This is a genomic window from Clavibacter quasicaliforniensis, assembly GCF_051201715.1.
GTDB classification, from domain to species: Bacteria; Actinomycetota; Actinomycetes; order Actinomycetales; family Microbacteriaceae; genus Clavibacter; species Clavibacter seminis.
In genome coordinates, this window is sequence record NZ_CP139624.1 from 385373 (window position 1) to 412188 (window position 26816).

Annotated in this window: 30 protein-coding genes; 11 read left to right on the forward strand and 19 right to left on the reverse strand. The window is 73.4% G+C overall.

What is annotated here, in order from left to right; genetic code table 11:
* Positions 1-93: 93 nt before the first annotated feature.
* Positions 94-1089, forward strand: a complete 996-nt coding sequence (locus tag NL142_RS01870) for an Asp23/Gls24 family envelope stress response protein (protein ID WP_435080740.1) — start codon at positions 94-96, stop codon at positions 1087-1089.
* A gap of 24 nt (positions 1090-1113) precedes the next feature.
* Here NL142_RS01870 and NL142_RS01875 read toward each other — a convergent pair whose 3' ends face one another.
* The 5 genes from NL142_RS01875 to NL142_RS01895 all read right to left on the reverse strand — a co-directional run bounded on the left by NL142_RS01875 (position 1114) and on the right by NL142_RS01895 (position 4797).
* Positions 1114-1683 carry a septum formation family protein gene (locus NL142_RS01875; RefSeq protein WP_435080741.1) on the reverse strand — a complete coding sequence of 190 codons (570 nt, stop codon included), beginning with the start codon at positions 1681-1683 and terminating at the stop codon, positions 1114-1116.
* A 103-nt stretch (positions 1684-1786) separates the two neighbouring features.
* Positions 1787-2239, reverse strand: coding sequence for a DUF805 domain-containing protein (locus NL142_RS01880; protein ID WP_194683616.1), 453 nt, complete (start codon positions 2237-2239; stop codon positions 1787-1789).
* A gap of 82 nt (positions 2240-2321) precedes the next feature.
* Complete coding sequence (locus NL142_RS01885) at positions 2322-2789, reverse strand: hypothetical protein (RefSeq protein ID WP_435080742.1); 468 nt, start codon at positions 2787-2789, stop codon at positions 2322-2324.
* Positions 2786-3919: an ABC transporter permease gene (locus tag NL142_RS01890; protein WP_435080743.1), complete on the reverse strand. Its 1134-nt coding sequence runs from the start codon at positions 3917-3919 to the stop codon at positions 2786-2788. The genes NL142_RS01885 and NL142_RS01890 overlap by 4 nt, the downstream gene beginning before the upstream one ends.
* Entirely contained in the window at positions 3916-4797 is an 882-nt protein-coding gene (locus NL142_RS01895) for an ABC transporter ATP-binding protein (protein ID WP_435080744.1), read from the reverse strand. The genes NL142_RS01890 and NL142_RS01895 overlap by 4 nt, the downstream gene beginning before the upstream one ends.
* A 202-nt stretch (positions 4798-4999) precedes the next feature.
* Between NL142_RS01895 and NL142_RS01900 the strand changes: the two genes are divergently transcribed.
* Complete coding sequence (locus NL142_RS01900; protein WP_194683612.1) at positions 5000-5449, forward strand: hypothetical protein; 450 nt, start codon at positions 5000-5002, stop codon at positions 5447-5449.
* Here the strand turns inward: NL142_RS01900 and NL142_RS01905 are convergent.
* On the reverse strand, positions 5440-6345 hold the full coding sequence (locus NL142_RS01905) for an SMP-30/gluconolactonase/LRE family protein (RefSeq protein WP_435080745.1): 906 nt from the start codon (positions 6343-6345) through the stop codon (positions 5440-5442). The genes NL142_RS01900 and NL142_RS01905 overlap by 10 nt on opposite strands.
* A complete protein-coding gene (locus NL142_RS01910; RefSeq protein ID WP_435080746.1) occupies positions 6342-7136 on the reverse strand; it encodes an SDR family NAD(P)-dependent oxidoreductase in 795 nt (264 codons plus the stop codon). The genes NL142_RS01905 and NL142_RS01910 overlap by 4 nt, the downstream gene beginning before the upstream one ends.
* A gap of 52 nt (positions 7137-7188) precedes the next feature.
* Between NL142_RS01910 and NL142_RS01915 the strand changes: the two genes are divergently transcribed.
* Complete coding sequence (locus tag NL142_RS01915) at positions 7189-7971, forward strand: SDR family oxidoreductase (RefSeq protein ID WP_435080747.1); 783 nt, start codon at positions 7189-7191, stop codon at positions 7969-7971.
* Positions 7972-8001: 30 nt separating this feature from the next.
* Here the strand turns inward: NL142_RS01915 and NL142_RS01920 are convergent, their stop codons facing one another.
* The 3 genes from NL142_RS01920 to NL142_RS01930 form a co-directional block, all read right to left on the reverse strand.
* On the reverse strand, positions 8002-8304 hold the full coding sequence (locus NL142_RS01920; protein ID WP_435080748.1) for a hypothetical protein: 303 nt from the start codon (positions 8302-8304) through the stop codon (positions 8002-8004).
* Positions 8305-8366: 62 nt separating this feature from the next.
* A complete protein-coding gene (locus NL142_RS01925; RefSeq protein WP_435080749.1) occupies positions 8367-9098 on the reverse strand; it encodes a response regulator in 732 nt (243 codons plus the stop codon).
* Positions 9095-10519, reverse strand: coding sequence for a sensor histidine kinase (locus tag NL142_RS01930; RefSeq protein ID WP_435080750.1), 1425 nt, complete (start codon positions 10517-10519; stop codon positions 9095-9097). Before NL142_RS01930 ends, NL142_RS01925 begins: the two co-directional genes overlap by 4 nt.
* 308 nt (positions 10520-10827) lie before the next feature.
* On the opposite strand from NL142_RS01930, the gene NL142_RS01935 reads away from it, so the two are divergent.
* Positions 10828-12417 (forward strand): MFS transporter, encoded by a 1590-nt coding sequence (locus NL142_RS01935; protein ID WP_435080751.1) that lies wholly within the window; start codon positions 10828-10830, stop codon positions 12415-12417.
* An 85-nt stretch (positions 12418-12502) separates the two neighbouring features.
* On the opposite strand, the gene NL142_RS01940 is transcribed toward NL142_RS01935, so the two are convergent.
* On the reverse strand, positions 12503-13351 hold the full coding sequence (locus NL142_RS01940; RefSeq protein WP_435080752.1) for an alpha/beta fold hydrolase: 849 nt from the start codon (positions 13349-13351) through the stop codon (positions 12503-12505).
* Positions 13352-13438: 87 nt separating this feature from the next.
* On the opposite strand from NL142_RS01940, the gene NL142_RS01945 reads away from it, so the two are divergent.
* Positions 13439-14146 (forward strand): hypothetical protein, encoded by a 708-nt coding sequence (locus NL142_RS01945; protein ID WP_435080753.1) that lies wholly within the window; start codon positions 13439-13441, stop codon positions 14144-14146.
* A gap of 13 nt (positions 14147-14159) precedes the next feature.
* Here NL142_RS01945 and NL142_RS01950 read toward each other — a convergent pair whose 3' ends face one another.
* Positions 14160-14873 carry an SDR family oxidoreductase gene (locus tag NL142_RS01950; RefSeq protein WP_435080754.1) on the reverse strand — a complete coding sequence of 238 codons (714 nt, stop codon included), beginning with the start codon at positions 14871-14873 and terminating at the stop codon, positions 14160-14162.
* 131 nt (positions 14874-15004) lie between these two features.
* Here NL142_RS01950 and NL142_RS01955 point away from each other — a divergent pair, with 131 nt between their 5' ends.
* Complete coding sequence (locus tag NL142_RS01955) at positions 15005-15418, forward strand: MerR family transcriptional regulator (protein WP_435080755.1); 414 nt, start codon at positions 15005-15007, stop codon at positions 15416-15418.
* Positions 15419-15509: 91 nt separating this feature from the next.
* A complete protein-coding gene (locus tag NL142_RS01960) occupies positions 15510-16541 on the forward strand; it encodes an NAD(P)H-dependent flavin oxidoreductase (protein ID WP_435080757.1) in 1032 nt (343 codons plus the stop codon).
* A gap of 59 nt (positions 16542-16600) precedes the next feature.
* On the opposite strand, the gene NL142_RS01965 is transcribed toward NL142_RS01960, so the two are convergent.
* Positions 16601-16963, reverse strand: coding sequence for a hypothetical protein (locus NL142_RS01965; RefSeq protein WP_063070407.1), 363 nt, complete (start codon positions 16961-16963; stop codon positions 16601-16603).
* Positions 16964-17052: 89 nt separating this feature from the next.
* On the opposite strand from NL142_RS01965, the gene NL142_RS01970 reads away from it, so the two are divergent.
* From NL142_RS01970 to NL142_RS01985, 4 genes are all read left to right on the forward strand, one after another.
* Positions 17053-17589, forward strand: coding sequence for a MarR family winged helix-turn-helix transcriptional regulator (locus NL142_RS01970; protein WP_435080758.1), 537 nt, complete (start codon positions 17053-17055; stop codon positions 17587-17589).
* Between the two features lie 75 nt (positions 17590-17664).
* The gene (locus NL142_RS01975) at positions 17665-18087 is read left to right on the forward strand and encodes an organic hydroperoxide resistance protein (RefSeq protein ID WP_119372287.1); all 423 of its coding nucleotides are present in this window, start codon (positions 17665-17667) and stop codon (positions 18085-18087) included.
* On the forward strand, positions 18087-18494 hold the full coding sequence (locus tag NL142_RS01980) for a DoxX family protein (RefSeq protein WP_194635164.1): 408 nt from the start codon (positions 18087-18089) through the stop codon (positions 18492-18494). Before NL142_RS01975 ends, NL142_RS01980 begins: the two co-directional genes overlap by 1 nt.
* 136 nt (positions 18495-18630) lie before the next feature.
* Positions 18631-19059 (forward strand): VOC family protein, encoded by a 429-nt coding sequence (locus tag NL142_RS01985; protein WP_435080759.1) that lies wholly within the window; start codon positions 18631-18633, stop codon positions 19057-19059.
* Between the two features lie 15 nt (positions 19060-19074).
* Here the strand turns inward: NL142_RS01985 and NL142_RS01990 are convergent, their stop codons facing one another.
* From NL142_RS01990 to NL142_RS02015, 6 genes are all read right to left on the reverse strand, one after another.
* Complete coding sequence (locus NL142_RS01990; RefSeq protein ID WP_435080760.1) at positions 19075-20199, reverse strand: epoxide hydrolase family protein; 1125 nt, start codon at positions 20197-20199, stop codon at positions 19075-19077.
* Positions 20200-20264: 65 nt separating this feature from the next.
* Positions 20265-21323 carry an ABC transporter permease gene (locus NL142_RS01995; RefSeq protein WP_194683593.1) on the reverse strand — a complete coding sequence of 353 codons (1059 nt, stop codon included), beginning with the start codon at positions 21321-21323 and terminating at the stop codon, positions 20265-20267.
* Positions 21320-22405, reverse strand: a complete 1086-nt coding sequence (locus tag NL142_RS02000; RefSeq protein ID WP_435080761.1) for an ABC transporter permease — start codon at positions 22403-22405, stop codon at positions 21320-21322. Before NL142_RS02000 ends, NL142_RS01995 begins: the two co-directional genes overlap by 4 nt.
* Positions 22402-24012 (reverse strand): sugar ABC transporter ATP-binding protein, encoded by a 1611-nt coding sequence (locus tag NL142_RS02005; protein WP_435080762.1) that lies wholly within the window; start codon positions 24010-24012, stop codon positions 22402-22404. Before NL142_RS02005 ends, NL142_RS02000 begins: the two co-directional genes overlap by 4 nt.
* 95 nt (positions 24013-24107) lie before the next feature.
* Positions 24108-25112 (reverse strand): ABC transporter substrate-binding protein, encoded by a 1005-nt coding sequence (locus NL142_RS02010; RefSeq protein ID WP_435080763.1) that lies wholly within the window; start codon positions 25110-25112, stop codon positions 24108-24110.
* Positions 25113-25264: 152 nt separating this feature from the next.
* Positions 25265-26815, reverse strand: a complete 1551-nt coding sequence (locus NL142_RS02015; RefSeq protein WP_435080764.1) for a sugar ABC transporter ATP-binding protein — start codon at positions 26813-26815, stop codon at positions 25265-25267.
* Between the last annotated feature and the right edge of the window lies 1 nt (position 26816).

Here is a 26816-nt window from a genome sequence, read left to right on the forward strand (position 1 = left end):
CCGCCCCCGCCCTGCCGCCGCGTCCCGACGGGCGCGGCAGCGGGGCACCTGACCCCATCCCGCACCGCACAGCACGACCGAAGGAGCACCGCCGTGAACGACGCCGCACCCGCCATCCGTCCCATCGACCTGACCGGCATCGACGCCGCGCACCCGGAGGGGGAGACGACCGCGCACCGCGTGGGCGTCGCCGCGGCCGAGACCGCCGCGGGCGTCACGGGCGTCCACCACCTCGGCGGCACGGCCGCGCGGGCGCTCGACGCGGCGTCCCGGGCGATCCGCGGCACGAGCACCGGCCCCGGCGTCACCGTCTCCGAGGAGGCCGGCGGCACCGTGATCGACATCGACCTCGTGGTCGAGTACCCGACGCCCGTGCAGGACGTCGTGGACGAGACGCGAGAGCAGGTGGCCCGCGCCGCCCGGCAGATCGCGGCAGGCTCCGTGCGCGTGAACATCCGCGTGACCGACGTGCACGGCCCGTTCGACGACGAGCAGTCGCCCGCGGGCGCCGCGCTCGAGAAGGCGAAGGACGCCGGATCCGACGCGCTCGAGAAGGCCAAGGACGCCGGATCGGACGCGCTGGACAAGGCGAGGGCGGCCGGATCCGAGGGGCTCGAGAAGGCGAAGGCCGCCGGGTCCGAGGCGGCCGACCGTGCCCGCGAGGCCGGCGACCGGATCCAGGACGCGTCCGCCGACGCCGCCGACCGCGCGCAGGACGCCGGGTCGCGCGCCGCCGACGCCGCGAAGGAGATCGGCGCGGAGGCCGCCGACCGCGCGAAGGCCGCGGGCGCCGTGCTCGCCGACTCCGCGAAGGCGGACGTCGAGGAGACTCGGGATGCGGCCGAGGAGCGCGACGAGCGCGCGTCCGCTGACTCCGCTGACGACGCGGCCGACGCTGCCGACTTCGACACCTACGCGACGCATGCCGGATCCGCCCCCGAGGTCACCGTGATCGTCGACGGGCACGGCGACGGCACCACGCGCGTGGAGGTCGACGGCCCCGCCACGGTGGAGGTCCAGGGCGACCGCGTCGAGGTCGACGGAGCCGCCGCGCCCCGCACCGACGACGAGGCCGCCGACCGCTCCTAGCGGTCGGCGGGCCGCCCCGCGCCGCTACCGACCGATGCCCGCGAGGGAGCCGACGGTCTTGCCCGCGGGATCCCCGATGATGCAGTCCACGGTGCGGTCGCCCGTGCTCCAGCTGTCCTTCGTCGGCTTGTACCCCTGGTAGTCGTAGATCGAGTCCTGGTAGTCGAAGCCCACGAAGGGCCCGAACGCCGAGCCGCACAGGTCGTCGGCCTGCGCGTCCACCGCGTCGTCGCCGGGGAAGTCGTCGCCCGTCAGTGTGGGCGCCGCGTACACCTCGAAGTCGTGCGGCTCGGAGCACGGCACCGTGCTCACGTCGCCCACCTGTCGGTCTCGCGTGTCGTCGTCGCTCGCGGGGTGCGCATCGGCAGCGTCCTGCTCGTCCACGGCGGCCGACGCCGCGTCGTCGAGGCAGTCGCCCTGGCGCAGCGTGAAGACGTCGGTCGTGCCCCCGGCCGTGATGGATCCGTCGTCGTCGCGCGTCTCGGCGTGCGGCACGAGGTCGGCCAGCTGCTGCAGCGAGCACCCGCTGAGCGCGGCGGCGAGGAGGACGGCCGCGAACGCGGAGGGCAGGATGCGGCGGGCGGCGACGGCCATGGGGGTCCTCGGGTTCGGCGAGCGGATCGCGCTCACCGTAGCGTCGCTGCTCGCCTGCGCGCACGAGTTCCGCGCCGGGGACCGGCGCGGCGGATCCGCGGCGTCAGTCGAACCGCGCGCCGCCCGGCCGCGACCGCCCCGCGGTCATGACCACGTAGACGATCAGCCCGAGGACCGGGATGAAGGTGATGAACGTCCACGTGCCGCTGCGGTCGACGTCGTGCAGCCGCCGCCAGGAGACGGCCAGCGACGGGATGAAGACGGCCAGCTGCAGCACGGCGAGCACGGCGCTCCAGGAGTCGACGATGGTCAGCTCGTGGAGGAATCCGAGGCCCCCGAGCGGCTCCCGGCGGTCGGCGTTCACGCTGCTCAGGGTCTGGAGGGCGGAGGTGCCGACGACGCTCGTGAGGATCCACCACCAGAACTCGCTCCGGCTGGCGCGCCCGCGGAACGTCGCGTACTTGAGGAAGAACCTCCGCATCGCCTCCTGCCAGGACGCGCCGTACAGCGGCAGCTCGAGGTGCGTGCGGGATCCGGGCGGCGTCGCGTCGGTCATGCGTCGACCGTACGCGGGCCCGGCCGCATCCGCGGGGGAGCGGATGCGGCCGGGCGGTCGAGGGGGCAGGGTCGGGGCGGGATCACACCACCGTGAGCCCCAGCACCGCGAGCGCCCCGAAGGCGACGCCCCAGACGGCGATGGCGATCGTCTCCCAGATCAGCACCGCCCGCGGGCGCGCCCCGAAGGAGACCATCGCCGCCGATGTGAAGTGCGTCGGCACCAGGAGCGGGCCGAGGAGGCTGACGCCCGGCACGCCGTAGCGGTCGAACGTGCGGCGGATCTTGGCACGCCTCGGCGTCTCCTCCTTCGTGCTGTCGCGCGTGATCCGGTTGCGCGTGCGCGACGCGACCAGCACGATCAGCGCGACGATCGCGATGTTGCCCACGACGGCCGCGAGCACCGCGACCGCCACGTGCTGGCCGCTGATCACGCCGACCACGGCCGCGAACTCGACCTCGAGGAACGGGATCATCGCGGTGACCATGACCCCGAACCAGCGGAGCAGCTCCGGCAGCCCGTTCGTGAAGTCCTGCAGCGCGTCGATCATGCCTTCAGCGCCTCTCGCAGCTTCACGCGGGATCCGGTGCGGAGCAGCGAGTTGCTGTAGATGCGGGATCCGAGCGCCACCACCACGGCGGTCGTCGCGATGAGCACGGCGAGCGACACGAGCGGCTCCCACCACTGGGCCTCGCCGAGGAACAGCCGCATCGGCATCCCGACCGGGGCCGAGAACGGCACGTACGACATGATCGCCATCACCACGGGGTTGTCGTTGAAGAAGATGACCGCGAAGTACGGGATCATCACGAGGTACGTGACCGGGGCCGTGACGGCTCCCACGTCCTCCTGGCGGGAGACGAGCGAGGCCGCGGCGGCGAAGAGCGACGCGAGCAGCACGAACCCGAACAGGAAGAACACGACGAACCAGATCACCGCGGGGCCGACGATCGCGAGGAGCGCGGTCTGCTCGGTCACGAGGAGTCCGACGCCCGTCATCAGGGCGATGAGCGCGATCTGCGTGAACGCCAGGATGCTGTTGCCGAGCACCTTGCCGGCGAGCAGCGCCCGCACGGGGATGGTCGACATGAGCAGCTCGACCACGCGGGTCTGCTTCTCCTCGACCACGCTCTGGGCGATGATCTGCCCGAACGTCAGGGCCGAGATGAAGAACACGAGGCCGAACGCGATCGCCACGATGTAGGCGATGGCGGGGTTCGTGGTCGGCTCCTCCAGGAGCTCGACGCGCGGGGTGTCCGTGAGCGCGCTCACGACGCCGTCGGGTGCGGAGGTGTCGCCGATCACGAGCACGGCGCCGTCGGAGTCGGCCTGCGTGTCGGGGACGACCGCCGCCTCCACGTCGCCGTCGCGGACCATCGCCTGCGCGTCCTCGACGCTGTCGGCGGGCACGCCCTCGAGCGATTCGGCGGAGGAGACGGCCTGCTGGGCGGAGCCGACCACGGCCACGCGCGTGGGGTCGCCGCTGCCGCCGAGGCCGCCGTTCGCGGTGAGGAAGCCGCTGACGATGATGGAGGCGAGGATCCCGACGAGCAGGATCCCCGTGCTGATGAGGAACGACTTGCTGCGCAGGCGCATGCGCACCTCGCGGCCCGTCACGAGCATCGTGGACTGGGCGAACGTCGGGGCCGTGCCCCGTCGGGTGGTGCTGGTGGTGCTCACTGGACGACCTCCTGGAAGATCTCGCTGAGGGTGGGGCGGCGACGGGTGAAGCCCGTGACGGATCCGCGGGAGACGGCCTCGGCGAGCACGCGCTGGCGCGCCTCGTCGTCGGCCTCGAAGAGCACGTAGCCGCCGTCGAACTCGACGACCTCGACGCCGGGCACGTCGCGCACCCAGCCGCCGTCGCCGTCGATCTGCAGCTCCGTGAGGGGGCGGCTGTGCTGGTCGCGCAGCTCCTCGCGGTCGCCCGATGCGCGGATCCGGCCCTCGGCGATGACGACGACGTCGTCGCAGAGGCGCTCCACGATGTCGAGCTGGTGCGAGGAGAAGAGCACGGGCACGCCCTGCGCGGCCCGCTCGGTGAGGACGCCGAGCACGGTCTCGACGGCGATCGGGTCGAGGCCCGAGAACGGCTCGTCGAGCACGAGCACCTCGGGGTCGTGCACGAGGCTCGCGGCGATCTGCGCCCGCTGCTGGTTGCCGAGCGACAGCGACTCGATGGGGTCGTTGCGGCGCTCGCCGAGGCTGAGCCGCTCGAGCAGCCGCTCGGTGTTGGTGGTCGCGTCGGCGGCGCTCATGCCGTGCAGACGGCCGAGGTAGACGATCTGCTCCTGCAGCTTCATCTTCGGGTAGAGGCCGCGCTCCTCGGGCATGTAGCCGAAGGTGCGGCGGCTCGAGGTGCCGAGGTCGCTCCCGTTCAGCGAGACCGTGCCGGAGTCGGCGGTGAGCACGCCGAGCATGATCCGCATGGTGGTGGTCTTGCCGGCGCCATTGCCGCCGACGAAGCCGGTCAGCCTCCCCGGCCGCACGGTGAAGGACACGTCGTCGAGGACCTTGCGGTCCCCGAACGATCGCGTGACGTTCTGGACTTCGAGCACGAATGGCCTCCTCGATGGGCGTGGGTGATCCGTGGTGCTCACGCTAGGTGCGGGGGTGCGCGGGGGAGTCCGCCATGAGGGGGAACCGGGTGGGGGATGGGGGCGTGCGCCGCGGCGACGGGGCGCGGACGGGGGCGCGGGCGCGGCGGATGGGGGCGCGGCCGGCGGTGATCCGCGGCCCGGTTCCTCCTAGGGTCGGGGCATGCGCTTCCCCACCCTCGTCCAGGCCGTCGCCGACGGAGCCTCCGCGGCGGGATGCGTGCTCTTCTCGCTCATCGTCACGGGCATCGGCACCGCGCCGCTCGCGATCGGCGGGCTCGCGCTGCTGGGCCTGTCGGCGATCGTGCGCATCGTCGCGATCGTGTGGGCGCGGCGCCGGCTCACGCTCGTCGGCCGGGGTCGCGGTGCTCGCGGCGCGTGGCGCCGGTGGATCCACGCCCTCTGGATCGTGCAGTGCCTCGCCTTCGTCGCGGGGCTGGTGCTCGCGCACTCGTCCGTCGGGGCGGTCGCGACCTCGGCGATCGTCGGCGTCGTCGTGGGCGTCACCTCGGTCGCGCTCGCGGGAGGGGCCGCCCGTCGCGCCGGGCGCGGATCCGGCGTCGACAGCGGCACGGGCTTCGTCGACTCCGCGGCCATCACCGCCTACGCGTAGGCGCTCGCTGCCGGACCCGTGACGCCCGGCCGCACCGCGAACAGCATGCCCGCGCGCGGATGGCGGGCCGAGTCCTCGGGCGAGTAGCCCTCCTGCGAGGTCGTGATCAGGAGGATGTCGCGGTCGGGGCCGACGAACGCGCAGCTCGAGACCTGGGGCGCGTCGACCCGCACGGATCCCACGTGCTCGCCGGTCGGGGAGTATCGGCGCACCTCGCTCCCGCCCCACAGCGCGACCCACAGGAACCCCTCGTCGTCGACGCACATGCCGTCGGGGTGGCCGTCGGCGGGGTCGATCTCGACCACCACCTCGGGATCCGCCAGCCCCGGCCGGCCGCTGCCGTCGTCGTCGGTGACCCGGAAGCGGCGCACCTGCTGCGTGGTCGTGTCGATGTACAGCATCTCGGAGCCGTCGGCGGAGAACGCGGTGCCGTTGGAGATGGTGACGCCCTCGAGGACCGTGATCGCACGGCCGCGGTCGAGGAGGTAGAGCGCGCCGGCGCCGTGCGTCTTGTCGAAGGCCATGGATCCCGCCCAGAGCCGGCCGCGCGGGTCCACCTCGCCGTCGTTCATGCGGCGCCGGACGCCGTCGGCCGGCAGCACGTCGACCATCGGGATCAGCTCGCCCTCCGCCGTGAGGCGGACGAAGCCGTCGCGCGCGGCGAGCACGTGGCCGCCGTCCGCGTGCCGGACGACCGCGCCGACGGGCCCGCCGACGTGCGTCTCGCGCACCGGCCCCACCGCGAGCGTGACGGGATCGAACGTGGCCTCGCGCACGATGCCGACGTACTGGTCGGCCCAGAGGAGGGTGCCGCGCGCGGTGTCCCACAGCGGCGCCTCGGCGTGCTCGGAACGGACGGTCGCGAGCGGCACGGCGTCCCAGACGGCGACGCTCATCGCGCGCCGTCCCGCGGCCCGCGCTCCGGCGCGCCCTCGCCCTCGTAGGCGCGCTGCGGCATCTGCGTCGCGAGCTTGCCGCCGCTGACGTCGACGAGCGTGCCCGTGATGTACCCGGCGCGGTCGCTCGCGAGGAACACGAGGAGGTCGGCCACGTCGTCGGGCCGCTCCCATCGGCGGATGCTGAGGGTGTCGAGCAGCCGGTCCTGCGCGGGCTCCGGCATCTCGGCGAAGCCGTTCATGGCGGTGGGGATCATGCCGGGCGCGTACGCGTTCACGGTGATGCCCCACGGCCCGAGCTCGCTCGCGAGGACGCGCGTGAACTGCACGACGGCCGCCTTCGACGCGCCGTACGCGGCCGCCCCGACGCTCGGGATGACGGCCGCGAACGACGCCGCGTTGATGATGCGCCCACCTCCCGCCGCCTTCATGGCCGGGATGACGGCCTGCGAGAGCAGGAACACCCCGCCCACGTTCACGTCGAACGCGGCCTGGAAGCGCGCGGGCTCGAGCGTCTCGACGGACCCCTCCACGTTGATGCCCGCGTTGTTCACGAGCACGTCGACCCGGCCGGCAGCCTCGACCACCTGCGCGATCGCCGCCTGCACGGATGCCTGGTCGGTGACGTCGGCGACGATCGCGGTGATCCCCTCCGGCAGCGCGTCGCGGAAGCGGAGGTCGAGCCCGAAGACCCGGCACCCCTCCTCCAGGAAGCGCTCGGCGATGGCGCGGCCGATGCCCTGGGCGGCACCGGAGACGACGACGACCCTGTCGTTGAGGTCGATGAGCATGCGAGTTCCCCACAGTCCTAATAGCGTTTCCCTCAACGTAGGGGAGACCGCCATGTCCGGAGCACGGACGCACGACCAGCACCACGACCACGACGACGACGCGCCTGGGGAGGGATCGGCGAGCCCGCGGACGCTGTGGATCAGCGGCGCGGGATCCGGCGTCGGCCGGGCCACCGCGGTGGCCGCGGCCCGCGACGGCTGGCGCCTCGTGCTCTCGGGGCGCCGCCGGGAGGCGCTCGAGGAGACGCGCGCGCTCGTCGACGACCTCGGATCCACCGCGGTCGTCGCCCCGCTCGACGTGACCGACGACGCCGCGCTCGACGCCGTGGTCGCGGGCCTCGACCGCCTCGACGGGATAGTCGTCGCGGCCGGCCTCAACGCCCCGCGGCGCTCGTGGGCCGAGCAGGAGATCGCCGACTTCGACCGCATCGTCGCGACCAACCTCACCGGACCCGCGCACCAGGTCGCCGCCGCGCTCCCGTTGCTGCGCGCATCCGGCGGCACGGTCGTGCTCGTCTCCTCGTACGCGGCGTGGACGCACTCGCCGGGCGCGGGCGTCGCCTACAGCGCCTCGAAGACGGCGCTCGGGACCCTGGTGCGCGACCTCAACGCGCAGGAGGCGGGCAGGGGGATCCGCGCCACGCATCTCTGCCCCGGCACGATCGACAGCGACTTCCTCGCGCTCCGGCCGACCGTCCCCGACGCCGCGGAGCGCGCCGCGATGCTCACGCCGGACGACGTGGCGCGCGCCGCGATGTTCGTGCTCGCCTCGCCGCCGCACGTGCGGATCGACGAGCTGGTGCTGTCCCCGATGTCGCAGCGCGGCGGGTTCTAGCCCGGCCCGACCTGCGAGGGGCGGTGGCGGTCAGTCGCCGCCGCCGCCGCCACCATCTCCGCCACCGCTGTCGCCTCCGCCGCCGTGGCCACCGCCGTCACCGCTGTGCCCGCCGTCACCATGACCACCGCTGTGCCCGTCGGACATGTGCCCGCTCCACGCGTCGCCGGCGACGTACATCCCGTCGCCGTCGCCGCCCCTGCGTGACCCGCCCCGGCCGGATCTGCGGCCGCCGATCCCGCGGCGCCGAGCGCGTCGTCCGTCGACGGCGCCGAACACGCAGACGAAGATGGTGAAGAGGACGAGGCCGATCGCGTACGTGGAGCCATCCATGGCCACACCCTACGGGCGACCCGGCAGCGGGAGCAGGGCCGGGCGCGGATCCGCCGCCACGCTCAGCTCGCGCCCGGCACCACGATCCCACGCTCGTACGCGAACACCACGGCCTGCACGCGGTCGCGCACGCCGAGCTTGAGCAGCAGGCGCGAGACGTGCGTCTTCACGGTGGCCTCGCCGAGGTAGAGGCGCTCCGCGATCTCGGCGTTCGCCAGCCCCTCGGCGAGGAGGCGCAGCACCTCCAGCTCGCGGTCGGTGAGGGTGGCGACGCGCGGGTCGGTCGGGATCGTGGGGATCGGCGCGGTGGAGGCGGCGTCGGCGGATCCGCGGCCGAAGCGCTCGATGACCCGGCGCGTGACGTCGGGCGAGAGCAGCGCGTCGCCGCGCGCGATCACGTGCACGGCCTCCACGAGCGACTCCGGCGATGCGCTCTTCAGCACGAACCCGCTCGCGCCCGCATCCAGCGCGGTGAAGAGGTAGTCCTCGCGGTCGAAGGTCGTGAGCATCAGGACGGCGGCGCCGATGGAGGGATCCGCCACGATGCGGCGCGTGGCCTCGAGCCCGTCGACGCGCGGCATCTGCACGTCCATGCAGATCACGTCGGGCGCGAGCGCGGCTGCCAGGCGCACGCCCTCCTCGCCGTCCGCGGCCTCGCCGACCACCTCGATGCCGTCCTCGCTCTCGAGGATCACGCGGATGCCGGCGCGCACGAGCGCCTGGTCGTCGACGAGGAGGACGCGGATGGATGCGGGCGCGGCGGGTCCGGTCGGGTCGGTCGGCTCGGCGCTCATGCGCGGGTCTCCTCGGGGGTCGGGGCGGGGATCGACGCGTCGACCGGGACGGGCATCGGCGCAGGCGGCACGACCGGCGCCCGCCCCGTCGGCACCGAGGCGCGCACGAGGTAGCCGCCGCGCGCCTTCGGGCCGATCTCGATGGATCCGCCGACCGCCGCCACGCGCTCCCGCATGCCACGTTGGCCGAGGCCGCCCGGCCCGTTCCGCACGGATCCCTGGGCCGCGGCCGCCGCAGCACCCGCCGGCCCGCCGTCGCTCACCTCCACCTCGACGCGGTCCGCCAGGTACCGCAGCCGGAGGTCGACGCGCGCACCCGTGCCCGCGTGCTTCCGGACGTTCGTGAGCGACTCCTGCGCGACCCGGTAGACGATGAGGTCGACCGTGGGCGTCAGCGGCCGCGGGGTGCCGATGACGTCGTAGGCGACCGTGAGACCTGCGCCGCACGCGTCGGCCACGAGCTCGTGCAGCTGGTCGACGCCGCGGGTGGACGCGGTGCGGGTGGGGTCGTCGACGGCGTCGCGGCCGGTGGATCCTGCGCCGTCCTCGTCCTGGCGGAGCGCGACGAGCATGCGGTGGAGCTCCTCGATGGCGCTGCGCGCGTTGTCCTCCACGATGCCGAGCGAGGCAGCGGCCTTGTCGGCGTCGCGGGCGAGCACCCGCCGGGCGGCACCCGCGTGCACGCCCATGACCGAGACGTGGTGCGCGACGACGTCGTGCAGCTCGCGCGCGATGCGCACCCGCTCGAGCGTGACCGCCTGCTCGGCCACGCGTTCGCGCTCGGTGGCCAGCTCGGCCGTGCGCGTCTCGAGCGCGCACCGGTCGCGCGCCGACGCCCACGCGCGGTCACCGAAGTACCAGGCGCCGCCGAAGTAGAGGAGGTTCGTGATGATCGTGATGAGGCCGGACGCGACCGGCGCGGGGATCCACGAGTCCGCCGGGGCGTTCTTGAAGACGGAGGCGTTGATCGAGTAGAAGCCCGAGGTCTGCAGCAGCGCGCTGAACAGCCACGCGAACATGCCGACGACGACGATCCCGCGCGTGATGTTCGCCCGTAGGCGGCTCCGCCCCCACGCGCCCAGCGAGTACATGGCGATGAACATGGCGATGTTGGAGAACAGCACCTCCGGCACGAACTGGTAGGCGCCGACGATGAAGACCGTGGCGATCACCAGCGTCACGGCTTCGGGCTGCACGCGGCGGAGTGCCAGCGGGAGCGTCATGAGCACGATCCAGGCGACGATGACCCACATGGCGGGCCGTGATGGGTACATGCCGAGCGCGTAGTACTGCATCACGCTGAACGTGGTGAGTACGAGCATGACGAGCGCGAGGATCACGTCGAAGCGCAGCCCCGCGCGATCGGGACGCGGGCGCACCCAGAAGCGGTCGACGCTGTCGGGGGCGGGTGCGGCGCTCATCCGCCCACGGTATCGACGCGGTCGGGCGCACCGCATCCGCCGGATGACGGAACGCCGCCCGATGACGGGAGCCTGTGGCCGGACACCGGGATAGGCCGCACGGGTCAACCGGTGCCAGACTGGCGGCACGGGCGCATCCGCCCGGCCGTCTCTCCCGCACCGCCGCGGATCCTCCTCCGTGCGCCGCCCTCCCGCCCGCACGAGGTGCGCTCGACATCCCGTCCCGCGCCCTCGTCGCCCGCTCGTGCGCTCACCGACCCGATCCGCTCGCACCACCGCCGACGCCCGCGCCGGCACGAAAGGACCCCATGTCCGACACCACCGCATCCGCCCGCCCGGCGCCCGGCAGCGCCGGCGCGCTCGGCGACGCAAGCCGGCCCGCCGCCCCCGTCGTCTCCCGCCGCGCCTGGCAGGCGCTCATCGTGCTGCTCGCCGGCATGTTCATCGCGCTGCTGGACACGACCATCGTGAACGTGGCGCTGCCCACCATCCGCACGAGCCTCGACGCCTCCGAGTCGACGCTGAGCTGGATCATCTCCGGCTACGCGCTCGCGTTCGGCCTCGCGCTGATCCCCGCGGGCCGCCTCGGCGACCGCTACGGGCACAAGTGGGTGTTCGTGACCGGCATCGCGCTCTTCACGCTCGCCAGCCTCGCGTGCGGTGTGGCTCAGGACGACCTCCAGCTCGTGATCGCGCGCGTGGTGCAGGGTCTCGCCGGCGGCCTGTTCGTGCCCGCGGTGACCGCCTTCATCCAGCTGCTGTTCCCGCCGCAGGCGCGCGGCAAGGCGTTCGCCATCATGGGCGCCGTCATCGGGGTCTCGTCCGCGCTCGGCCCGATCGTGGGAGGCCTGATCATCCAGGCCGCTGGGGAGGAGTCGGGCTGGCGCCTGGTCTTCTTCGTGAACCTGCCCGTGGGCCTCGCGACCGTCATCGCCGCGATCTTCCTGCTCCCCAGCCGCCAGGTGGCCGAGGAGGTCGCGGGCGACGTGCGCGCGCAGTCCCAGCAGGCCGGACGCGGATCCGGCGCGCCGGCGAAGCCCTCGGCCCCCGCCGCCTCGGGCGTCGACCTCGTCGGCATCCTCCTCGTGAGCGCCGGCCTCGTGGCCCTGCTCGTGCCGCTCATCGACGGCCAGGACCAGGGCTGGCCGCTCTGGACCTACCTCTCGCTCGCCGGTGGCGTCGTGCTCCTCGCGCTCTTCGGCGCGTGGGAGGTCATGCAGACGCGCCGTTCGAAGGGCGTCCTCGTGCCGCCGCACCTGTTCACGCACCCGGCGTTCACGGGCGGCGTGATCCTCGCGATGGTCTACTTCGCGGCCTTCACGAGCATCTTCTTCACCATCTCGATCCTGTGGCAGTCGGGCCTCGGCAACTCGGCGCTCGAGTCCGGCCTCGTCTCGATCCCGTTCGCGATCGGCAGCATCGTCGGCTCCTCGCAGAGCAACCGCCTCACCAACCGCCTCGGCCGCACCGTGCTCGTGATCGGCACCGCGCTCGTGAGCGTCGGCCTCATCTGGCTGTGGCTCGTGCTGCTGAACACCGCCGCCGCGGACCTGAACAGCTGGATGCTCCTCGTCCCGCTGCTGCTCGCGGGCATCGGCAACGGCCTCTTCATCGCCCCGAACGCGCAGTTCATCGTCGCGACGGTCGACCCCGCCGAGGCGGGCGCCGCGTCCGGCGTCATCGGCACCGTGCAGCGCGTCGGCTCGGCGGTCGGCATCGCGGTCATCGGCAGCGTGCTGTTCGCGGGCGTCGCGGGCGCCGGGATCCGCGGGCCGCAGATGGTGCCGCAGGCGTTCACCGACGCGTCGGCGTCGGCCATGGGCGTCAGCGCGATCTTCGCGGTCGTCGCCTTCGCGCTCGTGTTCGCCCTGCCACGGCGGGTGTCGCGCGGGCACTGACACGCGCGGCTCCTCCAGCTCCACCTCTCGCCGATCCGGAACCGTCCGGGTCGGCGAGAGCCATTTCCGCGGGTGCGTTCCTCTTCTATGAGGCGGCGATCCGCTCCCGCAGCCGGGCGAGCGCGTCCGCCGCGCCGTGCAGCACGGAGATGTGGCCGTCGTCCGGTCGGATCACGAGCTCCGCGCCCGGCACGCGGTCGGCGAGCCAGCGCGCGTGGGCGACCGGTGCGATCCGGTCGGCGTCTCCGTGCAGCAGGATCACCGGCGCGCGGACCGCCGCCAGGTCGACGCCCCAGTCGGCGACGAGCGCGAGGTCGTCGTCGACCATGCCGCCGATTCCCGCATCGAGCCCGCGGCCGGCCACCTCGTCCAGCCACGCCCAGTCGGTCTCCAGCGCACGGAGGTCGCCGTCGGTGAACATCGCCGGGTCGAACGTCGACGCGGCCAGCTCCTCCTCGAGCGCCTCTCGCCCCGCCACCGCGGCCCGCAGCTCGCGCTCGCCGCCCGCGTGCATGCCCGCGAACCAGTCGAGGCCCTCGGCGCGGATCGGCGCGAGGGCTGCGCCGCAGAGCGCGCCGAGCACGCGGTCCGGGAGGGCAGCAGCTGCGGCCAGCGCGAGCACCGCGCCGCTCGAGTGCCCGAGCACGGCGAACCGGTCGACGCCGAGCGCGTCCGCGACGGCCGCGTCGTCGGCCGCTGTGGTCGCGACGGTGCGGCCCGGTTGCCGGGTGGATCCGCCGTACCCCGGCCGGTCGTACGAGATCCACCGGATGCCGCGGCCCGCCGGCGCCTCGACCAGCGGCGCGGGCGGCGGCCCGACGTTCGGGGTTCCGTGGTGATAGACGACCACGAGGTCGGCGCCGTCGCCGGGTCCCGTGTCGTAGCAGTGCAGCGCGCGGCCGTCGGGGAGCCGCAGGTCCGTCTCGGTGAGCATGGGCCGAGCGTAGGCGCGCGTGCGGCCGGCGGACAGGGCAGCCGCGCGACTCGGGACGCGCACGTCGCACGGTGGCAGGATCGACACATGGACGAGCCGCAGCGCAGCGAGCTCCGCGAGCTCCGCCGTCGCGCATACGGACCCGCACCCGATCTCGACGGCGCCGAGCTCGACCGGCTGCAGGAGCTCGAGGCGCGGCAGGGCGGTGCGGCCGGCGCGGCGTCGGCGTCGCACTCGGCCGGCGCTGCCACGCCTGTCGCTCCGCCCGCGGCCCACCCCGTGGCTCCTGCCCCCGTGGCTCCCGCCCTCGACGAGCGCGACGCCGGAGATGACGACGCCCCGGCATCCCGCGCGCCCGCATCCCGCCGCCGCACCCCGATCCTCTGGGCCGCGTCCGTCCTCGTCGCCGTGGGAGCGACCGTCGCGCTGACCTCGGGCCTCGCGTCGATGACGGGCCGCGACGTCGGCACCGTCGCGCTGGATCCCGATCGTCCCGTCCCCGACCGCTGGGACGACTGGTACCAGGACGTCGCGACGGGAGTCGGCGAGTTCCACGGCCTCACGGTGATCGGCCTCGAGAACCCCGAGGACGACGCCGCGTGCGTCACGGTCGTCGCCCCGCAGTTCGCCCGCGGCACGAACCCCGTCGGCGGATGCGCGGCCGGATCGTTCCCGGCCCGCGGCGTGCTCACGGTCACGGGCGACATGCCGGCCGAGCTCCGCGACGAGTTCCCCGAGGGCACGGCGCTCGAGTTCGTGCTCGAGGGCGGATCCGTGCGCGTCACCGCGGGCTAGGAGCGCTCCGGGATCATCCGAGGATCGCGCGCATCTTCTCGTAGAACGGCGCGGGGTCGCCGGCCAGCGAGTCCTTCACCATGCGGCTCCAGTCGTCGACGACGACCTCGACGGATCCGGCGACCAGGCCGTCGAGCGACGCCCGCGGCACGTCGCGCGGGGCGATCATCGGGCCGTCGTAGCCGGCCATGATGTCGGTGTCCGCCGCCCCGAGGTGCACGCCCTGCACGAGCGTCCCCTGCCCGGCGAGCTCCAGCCGCACGGCGTTCGTCATGTTCCACTCGGCCGCCTTCGCCGCCGCGTAGCCGCCGTTGCCCGAGGTCGAGAACCACGACAGCGCCGAGAGGATGTTCACGATCCCGCCGCCGCCGTTGGCCGCGAGCACGGGCGCGAACGCGCGGATCACGCCGAGCGTGCCGTAGAAGTGGGTGTCCATCTCGCGGCGGATCTCCGCCATGTCGCCCGTGATGAGCGCGGCGCCCGTCGAGATGCCCGCGTTGTTGACGACGAGCGTCACGTCCTGCGCGGCCGCGGCGGCGGCGTCCACGGATGCCGGGTCGGCGAGGTCGAGGCGCAGCACCTCGACGCCGGGGATGTCGATCGCCTCGGGCCGGCGGGCGGTCGCGTAGACCTTGCGGGCGCCGCGCGCGAGCAGCTCCTCGACGAAGGTGCGGCCGATGCCGCGATTCGCGCCGGTGACGAGGGCGACCTGATCCTGGATGTCCATGCGTGCTCTTCCTCCTGCCGCCCGCGTCGTTCGCGGAGTGCGGCGCGGCCTACGCTAGGAGTTGACGTCGACGTGAAGGGCAAGTCCGCCCGGCGGATCGACGCATCAACTCAGACAGGGAAGAAGGCGGCATGCTGCGGATCGGCGACGTGGCGGGGCGAGCGGGCGTGAGCACGCGGGCGCTCCGGTACTACGAGGAGCAGGGCCTGCTGCCGGCCGAGCGCACCACGAGCGGCCAGCGCGTCTACCCGGAGGCCGCCGTCGAGCGCGTGCAGCTGATCCAGCAGCTGTTCGCCGCAGGACTCCCGAGCCGCACGATCCGCCAGCTTCTGCCGAGCGTCGACAGCGGCGTCGCCGCGCCCGAGTCGCTCGCGCTGCTCCGCTCCGAGCGCGACCGCATCACCGCGGCCATCGCCGAGCTCGAGCGCGCCCGCGAGGAGCTGAACCGGGTCATCGACATCTGCCTGCACCCGACGCCGGAGCACTGCCCGGCGCTGCGCGAGGGCGGGCCGGCGTACGCGGGCGCCGCGACGGTCGCCGCGTGACCGGCCCCGCTACCGGGGGCGCGGCCGGATCCGATCCGCGCGTCCACGTCACGCTGGGGGCGCGCCCCGTCGTGCGGAGGAGGCGGTGACCGTGACCGTGCCCCTGCCTCGCCTCCTCGCGGACCGCGCGCCGGTCTTCGCCGCGCCCATGGCAGGCGGGGCCTCGACCCCCGAGCTCGTGATCGCGGCCGCGACGGCCGGGCACTTCGGGCAGCTCGCCGCGGGCTACCTCACCCCCGAGGCGCTGAGGACGCAGATCGACGCGGTCCGGGAGCGGACGGCCGTGTTCGGCGTGAACCTGTTCGTGCCCCACGCCTCCCGGGCCTCGGTGCGCGAGCACGATCGGTACCGTGCGGCGCTGCGACCGACGGCCGAGCGGCTGGGGGTGCTCGAGCTCCCCGACCTCCACGAGGACGACGACCGCTGGGAGGAGAAGGTCCAGCTCCTCCTCTCGGACCCCGTCCCGCTCGTCAGCTTCACGTTCGGTCTCCCGTCCCCGGACCTCATCCGGAGCCTCCGTGCTCGCGGCTCCCTCACGGTGCAGACCATCACGTCCGCGGCGGAGGCGCGCGCAGCGGAGGACCTCGGCGTCGACGTGCTCGTCGTGCAGGCCGCCGACGCGGGAGGGCACTCCGGGGTCATCGACCCGCGGGGAGCGCCGTCCGCGCTGTCCCTGCCGGATCTCGTGGAGCAGGTCCGTCGATCCTCGGGGCTGCCCGTGATCGGCGCGGGCGGCATGGCGTCGCCGGACGCGGTCCCGCCGGCCCTCCGAGCGGGCGCGGCGGCGGTCGCGGTGGGCACCGTGCTGCTGCGCTCGCCGGAGAGCGGAGCGTCGCGCGTGCACAAGGACGCGCTGATCGATCCGGTGTTCGATCGCACGGCCCTGACGCGGGCCTTCACGGGCCGTCTCGCGCGCGCACTGGTCAACCGCTTCGTCGAGGATCACGACTCCGACGCCCCGGCGGCATACCCCGCCGTCCACCACCTCACCAGGCCGATCCGTTCCGCGGCCGCCGCGCTCGGCGACGCGAGCGCGGTGCATCTCTGGGCCGGCACCGGTTGGCGGCTCGCGGATGACCGTCCCGCCGGCGAGGTGCTCGCCTCCCTCGCCCGCGAGGTCTGATCGGGCGGGGCGAGGCGTCCCGTGATGTCCCCCGGCCCGTCGGTTCCGCGTCCGTGCCCCTACGGCCGCTCGTCCACCACGCCCACGAACCGGCTGCCGATGCCGTCGACCTCGCGGCGCGCCAGGCCGAGCGCGGGCTCGGGCAGCTCGTCGGGGGAGTGCCGCTCGCAGGACAGGTAGGAGAACTCGGGCCACCACTTCTTCGGGCGCACGGCCTCGGTGAAGCCGCATACCTCGCACGTGAGCTGCACCCAGACAGGACGCTTGCCGGTCGCGTTCGCGCGGGACTGCGCGAGCCAGGCGGGCGGGTCCTGGTCCATGGCGGCGATCTCGGACTCCGGGACGCGCCCCGGGATGCCGTGGCGCGTGGCCATCTCCAGCGGGATGCCCAGCCGCAGCGCGGCCTCTCGTCTCGTGATCATGTCGGTCCAGGGTACTTGGGCGGCGTTCGTCCGCTGAGCATCGGCCGAACTGGATTGCACACAACCTTGTTCCGTGGCAGGGTCGGAGCATGACCGGAACCGAGAGCTGCCCGCCCACCGACGAGACCGCGCCGCCCGCGCGCATCGCCGACGAGCTGGTCTGCTTCTCGCTCTACACGGCGTCGCGATCCACGACCCAGGCGTACCGCGCGCTCCTCGCGCCGTGGGGCCTCACCTACCCGCAGTACCTCGTGCTGGTGCTGCTGTGGTCGGGCGACGATCGCACGGTCACCGAGCTCGGGCAGCAGCTCGACCTCGACTCGGGCACGCTGTCGCCGCTGCTCGCGCGGATGGAGGAGGCCGGCTTCATCACCCGCCGTCGGATCTCCGCCGACCAGCGCGTCGTCACCGTCTCGCTCGCCGAGCGCGGGCGCACCGTGCGGGCCGAGCTCGCGCACGTGCCCGCGGCGATCATCCGCGGCATGGGCCTCGACCTCGACCGCGCGCGCCAGCTGCTCGCCACCCTGCACCTGCTGACCGCGGGGATGCAGGACGCCACGGCCGAGGCGCTCGCGCACCCCGCGACCCGGCCGGCCGAGGCGTCGGCGCGCACCCGCACCCCCTGATCCGCACCACCCACCGGCCGCGCATCCGCCGCGGCGAACCGGCCGCCACGAGCGGCCACGAACGGAAGGAACCACATGGACGCCCTCTACACCGCCGAGGCCCTCGCCACGGGAGCCGGCCGCGACGGCCGCGTCGCCGTCAGCGACAGCGACCTCGCGCTCGACCTCTCCATCCCCAAGGAGATGGGCGGATCGGGCGAGGGCGCGAACCCCGAGCAGCTCTTCGCCGCCGGCTACGCCGCGTGCTTCCACTCCGCTCTGCAGGGCGTCGCCCGCGCGCGCAAGGTGAAGATCGCCGACTCCAGCGTGGGCAGCCGCGTGAGCATCGGATCCAACGGCCAGGGCGGCTACCAGCTCGCCGTGCACCTCGAGGTCGTCATCCCCGGGGTCGAGCACGACCTCGCGCAGGAGCTCGCCGACCAGGCCCACCAGGTCTGCCCCTACTCGAACGCGACCCGCGGCAACATCGAGGTCACCGTCACGGTCTCGGACGACTGATGGCCGGCGTCACCCGCACGTCCTTGCCGCGCACCGCCGCCCGCGTGGTGCTCGGCTCGTTCCTCGCGTTCGCCGGGGTCTCGCACCTCACGGTGGCGCGCGAGGAGTTCCGCGCGCAGGTCCCGAAGTCGCTGCCGGTGCCCGAGGACGTGACCGTCATCGGATCCGGCGTGGCGGAGATCACGCTCGGCTCGGCCCTGCTGTTCGCGCGCTCGCGCCGCGGCCTCGCGGGCTGGGCGGCCGCCGCGTTCTTCACGGCGATCTTCCCGGGCAACATCGCGCAGTACGTCCACAAGCGCGACGCGTTCGGCCTCGACACCGACGCCAAGCGCTTCCGCCGCCTGTTCTTCCAGCCGGTGCTCATCGCGCTGGCGCTCTGGTCGACGGGGGCGCTCAAGAAGCGCTGACCCGCCGCACGCACGACGACGGCCACCGGATCCCTCAGGGAACCGGTGGCCGTCGGTCTTGACGGGCGTGGGCGTGCGTCGTCAGCATGGGCGCACCCGCGGCACCCGCGGTCCCTGCGTCTCGAAGGAGAGACCGATGGCCATGACCTTCGTCAACCTGCCCGTCACCGACCTGCCCCGCGCGATCGCGTTCTACGAGGCCCTGGGCTTCACCGTGAACCCCGGCTTCACCGGGGAGGACGCCGCGTGCCTCACGATCGAGGAGGACCACAGCGCGTTCATGCTCCTCGTGCGCGACTTCTTCCAGTCGTTCACCGACCAGCCGCTCGGCGATCCCGCCCGCACCGTGTCCGCGATCACCGCGGTCGACCTGCCCAGCCGCGCTGCGGTGGACGCGGCGGCCGAGGCCGGCCTCGCGGCAGGCGGCACGGAGGCGCGCCCGCCCACGGACCACGGGTTCGTGTACCAGCGGCAGCTCACGGATCCCGACGGCAACGTCATCGAGGTCGGGCACATGGATCCGGCGTTCGCGTGGGGCGGCCGTCCGGACACGCCCGCCAGCTGAGCCCGGCGCGTCCCGCTACCGCAGCGTCCGCAGGAACGCCGTGATGTCGTCCGCCAGCAGCCCCGGCTCCTCGTGCGGCGCGAAGTGTCCGCCGCGCGGCATGGTCGTGTGGCGGACGACGTCGTAGGTGCGCTCGGCCCAGCTCCGCGGCGGGTGCACCAGGTCGTGCGGGAAGACGGCGACCGCTGTCGGCACGCGCACGCGCTCCACCGGCGCGGTGCGTCCGGAGCCGTAGGCGAAGTACGGGCGGAGCGAGGTGCCGATGGATCCCGTGAACCAGTAGAGCGACGCGAGCGTCAGCAGGTGGTCGTCGCTGAAGGCCCGGGAGACGTCGCCGTCGCAGTCGCTCCATGCGCGGTGCTTCTCGAGGATCCACGACAGCAGGCCCACGGGCGAGTCCTGCAGCGCGGGCGCGAGCGTCAGCGGACGCGTCTGCTGCTGGTGCTCGTAGCCGCCCTCGGCCGCCTCCCATGCGTGCACCTCCTCCACGTGAACGCGCTCCTCGGCGGTGAGCGTCGCCTCGTCGAGGTCCCGCGGCGCATGGACCGCCATCAGGTGGATCCCCACCACGGCGTCCGGGTGGGCCTCCGCCAGCCGCGACGTGATCCCCGCGCCGAGGTCGCCGCCGTGCGCCGCGTACCGCGCGAAGCCCAGCTCCGCGGTCATCAGCCGGTGCCAGAGCTCGTGCGTCCGCTCGTCGATGCGCGGCCGCTGCGGCGAGAGCGGGAAGCCGGGGAGCGCGGGGACGATCACGGTGACGGCGTCTCCCGGGTCGCCGCCGAAGCGCGACGGCTGCGACAGGCGCTCGGCGAGCGGCACCATCTCCAGCGCGGAGCTCGGCCAGCCGTTCGTGAGCACGATCGGCAGGCTGCCGGCGCGCTCCGCCTCGAAGCGCAGGTAGGAGACCGGCGTGCCGTCGAGGTCGGCGACCGCCCACGGCAGCGCGCGGATCTCCCGCTCGCGCGCCCGCCAGTCGAACCCGTCGGCCCACACGGCTGCGAGGCGGCGGAGCGTCGCCTGGTCGGTGCCGGCCTCCCACGCGTCGACCGGCCAGGCGGGCGCCCAGCGCGTGCGACGGATCCGGTCGCGCAGGTCGTCGAGGTCGGCGTCGGTGACGTGCAGGGGGAGCGGGTGGGTCATGCGGATCCTGACTTCGAGACCGGCGGGCGCGGTCCCCTCATGGTCCCGCGTCGCCGACGGGGCGGCTACGTCCGCCGCCGCCTCGCCATCACCGCGCGCTGCAGCAGCACGAAGACCAGCAGGATCCCGCCCGTGATGATCGTGGTCGCCTCGGGCGGGATGCCGCCGTCGCGCGTGATGAGCACGTTCATCAGGCCCAGCACGAGCGCGCCGACGACCGAGCCGAGCACGAAGCCGACGCCGCCCGTGAGGAGGGTGCCGCCGATCACGGTCGCGGCGATCGCGTCGAGCTCCCAGCCGATGCCGGTGATGTTCTGCGCGCTGCCGAGCCGGGCCGTGTAGATCACGGAGGCGAGGCCGGCGAGCGTGCCGCTGATCACGTAGACGGCGAGCTTGGTGCGTCGCACGGGCAGACCCATGAGCGCGGCCGACTGCTCGGATCCGCCGGTCGCGTACACGGTGCGGCCGAGGCGCGTGCGGTGCAGCACGAAGAACGCCACGGCCACCACGACGAGCGCGATGAGCACGCCGGGTGTCGTGACGACGTCGTTCACCTTCGGGCCGTCGACGACCTTCATGTTCGTGGCGAGCGAGCGCAGGGGCGACTCGTCGTCGAGGCGCTCGGGCACGGTGCTGAGGATGGAGGCGAGCCCGCGGCCGAGGAACATCATCGCGAGCGTCGCGATGAACGGCTGCACGTCGAAGAACTGGATCAGCACGCCCGAGACGACGCCGGAGGCCGTGCCGATGAGGATCATCAGCACCATCACCGCCCACGGGTTCCAGCCGGCGTTCGCGAGCAGCACGCCCGCGACGCTGCTGACGGCGACGATCGCGCCGACGGACAGGTCGATGCCGCCCGTGAGGATCACGAACGTGAGCCCCACCGCGAGCACGATGACGTGCGCGTTGTTGATCAGCAGGTTCGACAGCGTCGCGGCCTGCAGGATGCGGCCGTACGCGATCTCGCCGTAGGCCAGCATCGCGAGCAGGATCACCAGGGCGGCGACCGTCGGCAGCGAGTCGAGGCGGAGGCGCATGCGGCGGCGGGGCGGCCGGGGCGCGGTGCCGGGTGCTGGCGCGGGCGTCGGGGTCAGGGGCGGCTGGATCGTCGTGGCGCTCATGCGGGCACGGCCTCCTTCTCGGTCGGCACGGGGGCGGGCGCCGGCGGGCGGCGCCTCGTGAACAGCGCGCGGACGCGCCGGGACTGCAGGAGCACGATCGCGACGATCACGATGGCCTTGAAGGCGGGCGTCGCCGAGGAGGAGATGCCGAGGAACACGACCGTCTTGTCGAGGGTCGCGATGAGGAGCGCGCCCACGGCGGCCCCGAGCAGGTGGAACTTGCCGCCCGCGAGCGAGGTGCCGCCGATGACGACCGCGAGGATCGCGTCGAGCTCCAGCTGGTAGCCGGTGCGGGAGACGTCGACCGTCATGACGCTCGCGGTCGCGAAGATCCCGGCGACGCCCGCGAGCAGGCCGCTCGCGATGTACGCGGTGAACAGGAGCGCGCGGCGATCGAGGCCCGCGAGGCGCGCGGCCTGCGGATCCATGCCGATCGCCTCGATCATGAGCCCGAGCGCGCTGCGCCGCACGAGCACCGCGACGCCGATCGTGATCAGCACGGCCAGCAGGAACACCACCGGCAGCCCCACGAGGTAGCCGTTCGCGACCCAGCGGAACGGCTCGTTGGAGGCGGCCGTGTTCTGCCCGGCCGTGATGACCTTCGCGAGGCCGCGGCCGGCGAGCATGATCACGAGCGTGCTGATGAACGGCTGCAACCCCACGACGGAGACGAGCATGCCGTTGACCGCGCCGAGGATCCCGGCGATGAGGAGCGCGAGGCCCATCGCGCCGAGCGCGACGCCGAGCGAGTCGGATCCCGCCGCCTTCAGGAACTCCATGGAGACGGCGCCGGCGACCACCATGATCGAGCCGACGCTGAGGTCGATGCCGCCGGTGGCGACCACGAGGCACATGCCGACGGCGATCATGAGCACGGGCGCTGCGGCACGGAGGATGTCGACGAGGTTGCCGACGAGGTTCCCCGTGTCCGGGTTCACCGACAGCGCGAGGTAGCCGGGATCCTTCGCCACATTGATGGCGAGCAGCAGGACGATCGCGACCGTGCCCCAGAACCAGGGCCGGTGCAGCACGTCGGCGAGGCCGCGCGCGCTCCGCTTGGCGGTGGTGGTCGTCTCGCTCATCGGGCTGCCTCCTCGGGCGCGGTGCGGGGCGCGGTGCCGGTCGCGATGCCGGATGCGCCGTCGGGCACGGTCTCGAGCGCGATGTCGGAGACGCCCTCCTCCGCGATGGCGGCGACGATCGACTGGGCCGTCACGTCGGGTCCCGCCTCCAGCTCGGCGATCTTGCGGTGGTCCTTGAGCACGACGATCCGGTCGCTGAGCCGCACCACCTCCTCGAGCTCCGAGGAGATGAAGACGACGGCGACGCCGGTGTCGGCGAGGGCCGCGACCTGCTCCTGGATCTCGGCCTTCGCGCCCACGTCGATCCCGCGGGTCGGCTCGTCGAGGATCAGCAGCTCGGGCTCGGTCGCGAGCCACCTGCCGAGCAGCACCTTCTGCTGGTTGCCGCCGGACAGGTTCCGGATGGGCCGGTCGGGATCCGCGGGCCGCACGTTGAGCTCGGTGAGGTACTTCGCGACGATCCGGTCCTTCTCCTTGCGCGGCAGGGGACGTGCCCAACCGCGCTTCGCCTGCACGGCGAGCACGAGGTTCTCGCGCACGCTGAGGTCGCGGATGATCCCCTCGTCGCGCCGGTTCTCGCTCGAGAACGCGATGCGGTGCTTCAGCGCCTTGGCGGGGGAGGAGATGGCGACGGGCCGGCCGTCCATGGTCACGGATCCGGTGTCCGGCCGGTCGACGCCGTAGAGGAGGCGCGCGAGCTCGGTGCGGCCCGAGCCGAGGAGCCCGGCGAGGCCCACGACCTCGCCGCGGCGGAGCTCGACGTCGGTCGCGTCGAGCGAGCCCTTCCGGCCGATCCCGGTGGCCCGGTACACGGGCTCGCCCGCGGCCACCTGCCGCGACGCGCGCTCGCGGTCGAGGGAGCGCAGGGTCTGCAGGTCCTTGCCGATCATCTCGGCGATGAGCCCGGCCCGGTCGATGTCGCGGGTGAGGTGCTCGCCCACGAGCCTGCCGTTGCGTAGCACCGTGAGCCGGTCGCTGATCGCGAAGACCTGGTCGAGGAAGTGCGAGACGAAGAGGATGGCGACGCCCTCGTCGCGGAGGCGGCGCATCACGCGGAAGAGGCCCTCGACCTCGTCGGCGTCGAGGCTGGAGGTCGGCTCGTCGAGGATCAGCACCTTCGAGTCGAGCACGGTCGCCCGGCTGATGGCCACGAGCTGCTGCAGCGCGAGGCTGATGGTGGAGAGCGGGGTGCGCGGATCCAGGTGGCCGAGCCCCACGCGCGCCAGCACCTCGGAGGCGGCGGCGTGCGTGCCCCTCCAGTCGATGCCGAAGCGGCCGCGCCTCTCGTGGCCGAGCATGACGTTCTCGCCGATGGTGAGGTTCCCGCAGAGGTTGACCTCCTGGTAGACCGTGGAGATCCCGGCGGCCTGCGCGTCGGCGGTGCCGGAGAGGCGCCGCTCGGCGCCGTCGACGACGACGCGACCGGAGTCGATCCCGTAGACGCCCGTGAGCGCCTTGATCAGCGTCGACTTGCCGGCGCCGTTCTCGCCCATGAGCGTGTGGACCTCGCCGGGGAAGAGCCGGAGGTCCACCCCGTCGAGCGCCTTGACGCCCGGGAAGGAGATGGTGATGCCCCGCATCTCGACGATGGGGCTGGGTGCCTGCATGGCGCGTGCTCCGTTCCTCCGCCGGCGTCGGTGCCGGTCGGATGGGGCGGCGGGGCGGATGGATCCGCCCCGCCGCAGGTGTCCGTGCGGGCGGGCTAGAACTTCCGGTCGGGCAGCGCGGTGGCGGCCTTCTCGGCGGAGTCGAACACGTCGGACGGGACGACGATCGACGACTCGACGCTCTCGCCGTCGAGCAGCTTCTGCACGGCCTCGAGCGCGGTGCCGCCGAACAGCGGGTTGTACTCGGCGACGAAGCTGAGCTTGCCGTCGGCCAGCGCCTGCAGCGCGTTCTTCGTGCCGTCGATGGTCGCGATCTTCACGTCCTGGCCGGGCGTGAGGCCCGCCTCCTCGACGGCCTGGACGGCGCCGAGGCCCATCTCGTCGTTCTGCGCGAAGACCATCTGCACGTCGTTCGCGTTCGACTTGAGCACGGTCTCGAAGACGCTCTTGGCCTCCTCGGTCGACCAGTTCGCGGTCTGCGCGCCGACCTTCGTGAAGGTGCTCTCTGCGCCGATGACCTCGTCCCATCCCTCGTTGCGCTCGTTGACGACCGAGACGCCGGCCGGGCCCTCGAGGGTGAAGTACTTGCCGCCCTCGGGCAGCGCGGTCTTCGCCCACTCGGCGACCGATGAGCTCACGGCGATGTTGTCGGGCGCGATGCGGGTCGCGTAGAGCGAGTCGTCGTCGGGCTCGATGCCGCGGTCGATGAGGACCACGGGGATCTCGGCCTCCTTGGCGCGCTCGAGCGAGTCCTCCCAGCCGGATCCCTCGGTGGCCGAGAGCAGGATCACGTCGACGCCCTCGTCGACGAACGACGTGAACGCGTCGATCTGCGACTTCTGGTCGTTGTTCGTGGCGGGCGCGTACTTGAGGTCGAACCCGGCCTCCTTCGTGAAGGTGTCCTGGATGTCCTTCTCGTTGGCCTGGCGCCAGGCGCCCTCGGGGCCGACCGCGACGAAGCCGACGGTGGCCGTCTGGCCGCCGCTGTCCGCGGCGCCGCCCGCCGTGGATCCGGTGCCGGAGTTGCTGTTGCAGGCCGCGAGGCTCAGGGCGATGGCCCCGGCTGCGGCGATGGTGGCGATGCGCCTCTTCGTGGACATGGGATCTCCTCCTTGAGATGTCGGGACGTCGATGTCCCTCACGGTCCTCTGTGACCGGTGGTGCTGCGGTGGCGCGGGGTGCTGCCGCGTGCTCGGGATGTTACCGGTAACAGTCCGAGCGGCACAAGGGGTCTGTTACCGGGAACAGGCGATCAGCGCCGGGGCGGGACGGGCAGCTCAGGCAGCGGGAAGTCGTCCTCGTCGTCCTCGTCGGCGGGCGCCGCGATCAGCTCGACGAGCGTGTCGACCGTCACGCCCGGCCCGTTGGCCAGCTCGCCGATCTTCTCCCGGTCCTTGAGCACGACGATCCGGTCGCTCACGCGCACGAGCTCGTCGAACGCGCTGGAGATGAAGACGACGGCGACGCCCTCGAGCGCGAGCTGCGCGATGTGCGCCTGGATGTCGACCTTCGCGCGGATGTCGACGCCGCGGGTCGGCTCGTCGAGGATCAGCACGCGCGGCCGGATCGCCAGCCAGCGCGCGAGCAGCACCTTCTGCTGGTTGCCGCCGGAGAGCTGGCCGGCGGGCGTCGCGGGATCCGCCGGCGTGATGCCGAAGTGCTCGATGTGCCGCTCGACGAGGTCCTCGCGCTCGGCCTTCGCGAGCGGATGCGCCCAGCCGCGCAGCGCCTGCAGCGCGAGCACGATGTTCTCCCGCACGCTCAGCTCGCCGATGAGTCCCTCGGCGCCGCGGTCCTCCGCCGAGAGCGCGACGCGGTTCCGCAGCGCGTCGGCCGGCCGGTCGATCACGACGTCACGCCCGCCGAGCGTCACGACGCCGCCGTCGGCCCGGTCGGCGCCCGCGAGCAGGCGCGCGAGCTCGGTGCGGCCGGATCCGCGGAGCCCCGCGATGCCCACGACCTCGCCCGGGTGCAGCTCGAGGTCCACCGGCCGCAGCATCCCGCGCCGGCCCACGCCCGCTGCCCGGTAGAGCGGCGGTCCGACCGGATCCACCCGGTGCGCCCGCCGCTCCGAGCCGATGCGCTTGAGGTGCGCCACGTCCTGCCCGATCATGCGCGCGACGAGCTCGGCCCGGTCGAGCTCGTGGGGCAGGTGGTCGCCCTCCTTCACGCCGCCGCGGAGGATCGTCATCCGGTCGCTCAAGGCCAGCACCTGCTCGAGGAAGTGGGAGACGAATAGGATCGCGACGCCCTGGTCGCGGAGGCGGCGGATCACCTGGAACAGGCGCGCCACGTCGTCGGCGTCGAGGCTGGAGGTGGGCTCGTCGAGCACCAGCACGCGGGGGCGGTCGACCATGGCGCGGGCGATGGAGACGAGCTGGCGGCTGGCGGGGGAGAGGTCGGCGAGGCGGTCCCGGGGATCCAGGTCGGCCAGGCCCAGCTCCGCGAGCATGGCGGCGGCGCGCGCGTGGGTGGCGCGCCACGAGATGCCGAGGCGGCCGCGCACCTCGTGGCCGAGCATCACGTTCTCGCCGACGCTCAGGTTCTCGACCAGGTGCGACTCCTGGAACGCGGCCTGGATGCCGAGGGCGCGCGCATCCGCCGGCCCGCCGAGCCGCACGGGCTCGCCGTCGACGAGGATCTCGCCCGCCTCGATCCGGTGCACGCCGAGCAGCGCCTTGATGAGCGTGGACTTCCCCGCGCCGTTCTCGCCGAGGAGCGCGTGCACCTCGCCGGGGTGCAGGTCGAGGTCGACGCCGTCGAGCGCGACGCCGTTCGGGAAGGCGACGGTGATGCCCTGCATC

Coding starts and splice junctions, on each gene's coding strand:
- NL142_RS01875 (WP_435080741.1), bottom strand. CDS start 1,683: ATGGCCGTCGCCGCCCGCCGCATCCTGCCCTCCGCGTTCGCGGCCGTC.
- NL142_RS01880 (WP_194683616.1), bottom strand. CDS start 2,239: ATGACCGACGCGACGCCGCCCGGATCCCGCACGCACCTCGAGCTGCCG.
- NL142_RS01885 (WP_435080742.1), bottom strand. CDS start 2,789: ATGATCGACGCGCTGCAGGACTTCACGAACGGGCTGCCGGAGCTGCTC.
- NL142_RS01900 (WP_194683612.1), top strand. CDS start 5,000: ATGCGCTTCCCCACCCTCGTCCAGGCCGTCGCCGACGGAGCCTCCGCG.
- NL142_RS01905 (WP_435080745.1), bottom strand. CDS start 6,345: ATGAGCGTCGCCGTCTGGGACGCCGTGCCGCTCGCGACCGTCCGTTCC.
- NL142_RS01910 (WP_435080746.1), bottom strand. CDS start 7,136: ATGCTCATCGACCTCAACGACAGGGTCGTCGTCGTCTCCGGTGCCGCC.
- NL142_RS01915 (WP_435080747.1), top strand. CDS start 7,189: ATGTCCGGAGCACGGACGCACGACCAGCACCACGACCACGACGACGAC.
- NL142_RS01920 (WP_435080748.1), bottom strand. CDS start 8,304: ATGGATGGCTCCACGTACGCGATCGGCCTCGTCCTCTTCACCATCTTC.
- NL142_RS01925 (WP_435080749.1), bottom strand. CDS start 9,098: ATGAGCGCCGAGCCGACCGACCCGACCGGACCCGCCGCGCCCGCATCC.
- NL142_RS01930 (WP_435080750.1), bottom strand. CDS start 10,519: ATGAGCGCCGCACCCGCCCCCGACAGCGTCGACCGCTTCTGGGTGCGC.
- NL142_RS01935 (WP_435080751.1), top strand. CDS start 10,828: ATGTCCGACACCACCGCATCCGCCCGCCCGGCGCCCGGCAGCGCCGGC.
- NL142_RS01940 (WP_435080752.1), bottom strand. CDS start 13,351: ATGCTCACCGAGACGGACCTGCGGCTCCCCGACGGCCGCGCGCTGCAC.
- NL142_RS01945 (WP_435080753.1), top strand. CDS start 13,439: ATGGACGAGCCGCAGCGCAGCGAGCTCCGCGAGCTCCGCCGTCGCGCA.
- NL142_RS01950 (WP_435080754.1), bottom strand. CDS start 14,873: ATGGACATCCAGGATCAGGTCGCCCTCGTCACCGGCGCGAATCGCGGC.
- NL142_RS01955 (WP_435080755.1), top strand. CDS start 15,005: ATGCTGCGGATCGGCGACGTGGCGGGGCGAGCGGGCGTGAGCACGCGG.
- NL142_RS01965 (WP_063070407.1), bottom strand. CDS start 16,963: ATGATCACGAGACGAGAGGCCGCGCTGCGGCTGGGCATCCCGCTGGAG.
- NL142_RS01970 (WP_435080758.1), top strand. CDS start 17,053: ATGACCGGAACCGAGAGCTGCCCGCCCACCGACGAGACCGCGCCGCCC.
- NL142_RS01975 (WP_119372287.1), top strand. CDS start 17,665: ATGGACGCCCTCTACACCGCCGAGGCCCTCGCCACGGGAGCCGGCCGC.
- NL142_RS01980 (WP_194635164.1), top strand. CDS start 18,087: ATGGCCGGCGTCACCCGCACGTCCTTGCCGCGCACCGCCGCCCGCGTG.
- NL142_RS01985 (WP_435080759.1), top strand. CDS start 18,631: ATGGCCATGACCTTCGTCAACCTGCCCGTCACCGACCTGCCCCGCGCG.
- NL142_RS01990 (WP_435080760.1), bottom strand. CDS start 20,199: ATGACCCACCCGCTCCCCCTGCACGTCACCGACGCCGACCTCGACGAC.
- NL142_RS01995 (WP_194683593.1), bottom strand. CDS start 21,323: ATGAGCGCCACGACGATCCAGCCGCCCCTGACCCCGACGCCCGCGCCA.
- NL142_RS02000 (WP_435080761.1), bottom strand. CDS start 22,405: ATGAGCGAGACGACCACCACCGCCAAGCGGAGCGCGCGCGGCCTCGCC.
- NL142_RS02005 (WP_435080762.1), bottom strand. CDS start 24,012: ATGCAGGCACCCAGCCCCATCGTCGAGATGCGGGGCATCACCATCTCC.
- NL142_RS02010 (WP_435080763.1), bottom strand. CDS start 25,112: ATGTCCACGAAGAGGCGCATCGCCACCATCGCCGCAGCCGGGGCCATC.
- NL142_RS02015 (WP_435080764.1), bottom strand. CDS start 26,815: ATGCAGGGCATCACCGTCGCCTTCCCGAACGGCGTCGCGCTCGACGGC.